Source organism: Mesorhizobium sp. M7A.F.Ca.US.002.01.1.1, assembly GCF_004022955.1.
GTDB lineage: Bacteria > Pseudomonadota > Alphaproteobacteria > Rhizobiales > Rhizobiaceae > Mesorhizobium > Mesorhizobium ciceri.
Map to the genome: position 1 here is coordinate 1 of NZ_RZQE01000482.1, position 4,440 is coordinate 4,440.

A 4,440-nucleotide genomic window follows, 5' to 3' on the forward strand; every position below is an offset into this window, starting at 1 on the left:
GGGTTGCGGTCACGAAGTCGACCGCCTGATCGGGATCGGTCAGGAGCTGGTCGTGGGAGAGCGCGCCCTCGGCGCCGTGGCCATCCTCGGCCTCGCCTTGGCCGGTTTCCAGCGAGCCGAGCACGCCCAGTTCGCCTTCGACGGAAGCGCCGACCCAATGCGCCATACGTGCGACGCGTTCGGTTATGGCGACGTTGTAGTCGTAGCTTGCCGGCGTCTTGGCGTCCGCCATCAAGGATCCGTCCATCATCACCGAGGTGAAGCCGTGGCGGATCGCGGAAAGGCAGGTGGCCTCGCTGTTGCCGTGGTCTTGATGGATGCATAGCGGGATGGTTGGGTGGATTTCGGTCAGCGCCTCCATCATCTTGGCCAGCATGATGTCGTTGGCATAGGATCGGGCGCCACGCGAAGCCTGGATGATGACAGGCGCGTCGCAGGCCTTGGCCGCTTCCATGATGGCGAGGCCCTGTTCCATGTTGTTGATGTTGAATGCCGGTACGCCGTAGCCGTGCTCGGCGGCATGGTCGAGAAGCTGGCGAAGGGTGATGCGAGCCATTGTGAATCCTCCTAGATGATGAGCTTCAGCGCCGCTGCAGCAACCGCTTCGGACGTGATGTTGAAATGCCGGTAGAGGTCGGGGGCAGGGGCGCTGGCGCCGAAGCCGGTCATGCCGACGAAAGCGCCGGTCTCGCCGATCCAGCGGTCCCAGCCCAGCCGGGCTGCCGCTTCGACCGCGACGCGCGGCGCCGAGCCGAGGACGGCCTTGCGGGTGGCGCTTTCCTGCTCCTCGAAAAGCTCCCAGCACGGCATCGACACGACGGCGGCGGCGACACCATGCTCGGTCTCCAGCCTTTCGGCGGCAGCAACCGCGATCTCGACCTCCGAGCCGGTGGCGATCAGGGTGACGGCACGGTGCTCGGCTGGTTCGCGCAGGACGTAGCCACCTTGGCGGGAGCGGTTCTCGTCACTGTGCGACCGACGCAGCATCGGCAGGTTCTGGCGCGACAGCACCAGGACGCTCGGCCGATCCTTGCTCTTCAGCGCGAGTTCCCAGCACTCCGCCGTTTCGATGACATCCGCCGGACGGAAGACGTTGAGATTAGGCGTCGCACGCAGCATCGCAAGGTGCTCGACCGGCTGGTGCGTCGGGCCGTCCTCGCCGAGGCCGATGGAATCGTGTGTCATCACATAGATGACGCGCTGGCCCATGAGCGCCGAGAGCCGCATCGCGCCGCGCGCATAATCGGCGAAGCACAGGAACGTACCGCCATAGGGCACGAAACCTCCATGCAGCGCGATGCCGTTCATGGCGGCCGCCATGCCGTGCTCACGAATGCCGTAGTGAATGTAGCGGCCGGCATAGTCACTCGGCGCAATGCGGTTCATGCCCTTGGTGATCGTCAGATTCGAGTGCGTCAGATCGGCCGAGCCGCCGACGGTCAATTCCGTTGCGCCGTTGATGGCCTCCAGCGCCATTTCGGAGGCTTTTCGCGTCGCCACCTTGGTTGCCTTCTCGACATGTTCGCGACGAAAGGCTTCGAGCGCGTCGAAGACCGTGTCGGCCAGTTCGGCGGCGACGGCGTTTTCAAAAGCCTCGCGTCGCGGCGAGGCGGCAAGCCGCTGCTCCCAGGCGCGCCGCATCGCTTCGCCGCGACCGGCAATCTCGCGCCAGGCGAAAAGGATATCATCCGGCACCTCGAACGGCGCGTGGGCCCAGCCGATGTTTTCGCGTGTCGCGGCGATCTCTGCTTCACCCAGCGGTGCGCCGTGCGTCTTTTCCGAACCGCCGAGATTGGGGGCACCCATGCCGATCACTGTGCGGCAGGCAATCAGCGATGGCCGATCCGACCGTCGCGCCGCCTCGATTGCCGCGGCGACTGCTGCCATGTCGTGCCCGGCGACACTTTGGACATCCCAGCCGGCGGCCTTGAAGCGCGCCGGCTGGTCCATCGACGTGGAGAGGGAGGTCGGCCCGTCAATGGAAATCGCATTGTCGTCCCAGAAGACAATCAGGCGGGAAAGCTTCAGGTGACCAGCGAGGTCTATCGCCTCGTGACTGATTCCCTCCTGAAGGCAGCCGTCGCCCGCAATCACATAGGTATGATGATCGACCAGATCGGCACCGTAGCGGGCGGCAAGCATGCGTTCCGCCAGCGCCATGCCGACCGCCGTGGAAATGCCCTGTCCAAGCGGTCCGGTGGTGGTCTCCACGCCAAGCGCATGGCCGTATTCCGGATGTCCGGCGGTGCGGCTGCCCAGCTGCCGAAATCGCTGCAATTCCTCGACCTGCATGTCTTCGTAGCCGAGCAGATGATGCAGTGCGTATTGCAGCATCGAGCCGTGGCCGGCTGAAAGCACGAAACGGTCACGGTCGGGCCAGTCCGGTCTCGACGGATCGATATTGATGAAGCGGTTGAACAGCACCGTTGCGACATCGGCCATGCCCATCGGCATGCCAGGATGACCCGAATTCGCCTTTTGGACGCTGTCCATCGCCAGCGCGCGAATGGCGTTCGCCATGTCGCGCTCCGAGACGGGAGCGGTTGTGGTGACGGGCTTCAGTGCTGTTTGGCTGGTCATTGCATCCTCCTCACGACACACGGCTCTTGCGTTCAACCAATTGCAGGATGAGCGGCGTCAGGATCAGCTGCATGGCAAGATCGAGCTTGTTGCCTGGCACCACGATGGAATTTGGCCGCGACATGAACGAGTCGTGGATCATCGACAGCAGATACGGAAAATCGATGCCGCGCGGATTGGCGAAGCGGATAACCAGCATCGATTCGTCGGGTGTCGGAATCCAGCGCGCGATGAACGGGTTGGACGTATCGACGATCGGCACGCGCTGGAAGTTGATGGCGGTCTGCGAGAATTGCGGGACAATGTAGCGGACATAGTCGGGCATCCGGCGCAGGATCACGTCCATCACCGCCTCGGTGGAATAGCCGCGTGTCGAACGGTCGCGATGGATCTTCTGGATCCATTCGAGATTGATGACCGGCACGACGCCGATCTTGAGATCCGCATGCTTGGCCAGATTGATCGTGTCGGTGACGACACAGCCGTGCAGCCCCTCGTAGAAGAGCAGGTCGCTGGGAGCGAATTCGCGCCATTCGGTAAAGGTTCCCGGTGGCGTGCCGTGCTGCTTTTCCTCTTCCTCATCATGAATGTAGGTGCGGGTCTTGCCGGTTCCGCGGCGGCCATATTCCGCGAACACCTCTTCGAGAATTCCGAGTTCGTTGGCCGCGGCATTGAAATGGGTGAAGTTCGGGTTGCCGGCCTTTTCCTCCTCGGCCACCTTTGCCTTCATCGCCGCGCGGTCGTAGCGGTGAAATGCGTCGCCTTCGATGAAAGCGGCCTCGATGTTCTCGCGCCGGAAAATCAGCTCGAAGATGCGCTTGACCGAGGTCGTGCCGGCGCCCGACGACCCGGTGATGGTGATGATGGGGTGCTTGGCTGACATGGTGCTGCTCAGGCTCTGAACAGGCCGCGGCGGCTGAACAGCGGCGCACGCTCACCGATGTTGCTCGGCTCTGTGTGGTAGCGCGTGATGCGCGCGACTTCCCGCGCCGACCCGAAGATCATCGGCACGCGCTGATGCAGGCTCTCCGGCTCGATTTCTAGGATGCGGGTGATCGCGTCGGTGGCGGCACCGCCAGCCTGCTCTATGAGATAGGCGATCGGGTTGGCCTCGTAGACGAGGCGCAGCCGTCCCTGACCATAGCCCTTGCGCCGATCGCCGGGGTAGAGAAAAACGCCGCCGCGCATCAATATGCGGTAACAGTCGGCGACCAGAGAGGCGATCCAGCGCATGTTGAAATCCTTCTCGCGCGGTCCCTCGGTGCCCTCCAGGCAGTCGTCGACATAGAGCCGCACAGCCTCGTCCCAGTGCCGGTAGTTGGCGGCGTTGATGGCGAACTCCTGAGTGCGTTGCGGAATGATCCGGCTTTCATAGGCCTGGACGAAGGTGCCGAGCCTTGTCGAGAAGACGAAGACATGCGTGCCGCTGCCGAGCGACAGGACGAGTGCCAACTGCGGCCCATAGATGAAGAAACCGGCGCCTAGCTGGTTCACGCCCGCCTGCAAGAAAGAGGCGGCCGGATCAGCGTCCGGCGCGCCAGTTGCGGTCAGGAGCGAGAAGATCGTTCCGATCGACACGTTGGTGTCGATGTTGGAAGAGCCGTCGAGCGGGTCGATCGCAATGGCGAGTGGCGCTTGCCTGTCGAGCAGGACTGGCTGCTCCAGCTCCTCGGAGGCGTAAAGCGCCACCGGCGCACGGCGCATGGCGTCGAGGAAGATGTCGTCGGAGAAGACGTCGAGATCCTTCTGGACGTCGCCGTCGGCATTGGCGCCACGGGTCTCGGCAAAGGCGGCGCCGAGCACCCCTTGGTTGATGGTGTTGCGGACCTTGATGGCGGCCTGTGTCAACTGACGAACGGT

The 4,440-nt window shown here is 63.5% G+C and carries 4 protein-coding genes; all 4 read right to left on the reverse strand.

Features of this window, described 5'->3' with window-relative positions; translation table 11 throughout:
• Nucleotides 1–556 (reverse strand): class II fructose-bisphosphate aldolase (locus EN932_RS30150; protein ID WP_206618975.1); only part of this gene is annotated, 556 nt, incomplete at its 3' end.
• 11 nt (nucleotides 557–567) lie between these two features.
• The gene (gene tkt, locus EN932_RS30155; protein WP_013532054.1) at nucleotides 568–2,580 is read right to left on the reverse strand and encodes a transketolase; all 2,013 of its coding nucleotides are present in this window, start codon (nucleotides 2,578–2,580) and stop codon (nucleotides 568–570) included.
• A gap of 10 nt (nucleotides 2,581–2,590) precedes the next feature.
• Entirely contained in the window at nucleotides 2,591–3,463 is an 873-nt protein-coding gene (locus EN932_RS30160) for a phosphoribulokinase (RefSeq protein WP_013532053.1), read from the reverse strand.
• Between the two features lie 8 nt (nucleotides 3,464–3,471).
• On the reverse strand, nucleotides 3,472–4,440 hold a 969-nt coding region (locus EN932_RS30165), incomplete at its 5' end, for a class 1 fructose-bisphosphatase (RefSeq protein ID WP_128369294.1).

Bases quoted from the DNA above. Each gene is read 5' to 3' on its own strand.
- tkt (WP_013532054.1), bottom strand. From the start codon at position 2,580: ATGACCAGCCAAACAGCACTGAAGCCCGTCACCACAACCGCTCCCGTC.
- EN932_RS30160 (WP_013532053.1), bottom strand. From the start codon at position 3,463: ATGTCAGCCAAGCACCCCATCATCACCATCACCGGGTCGTCGGGCGCC.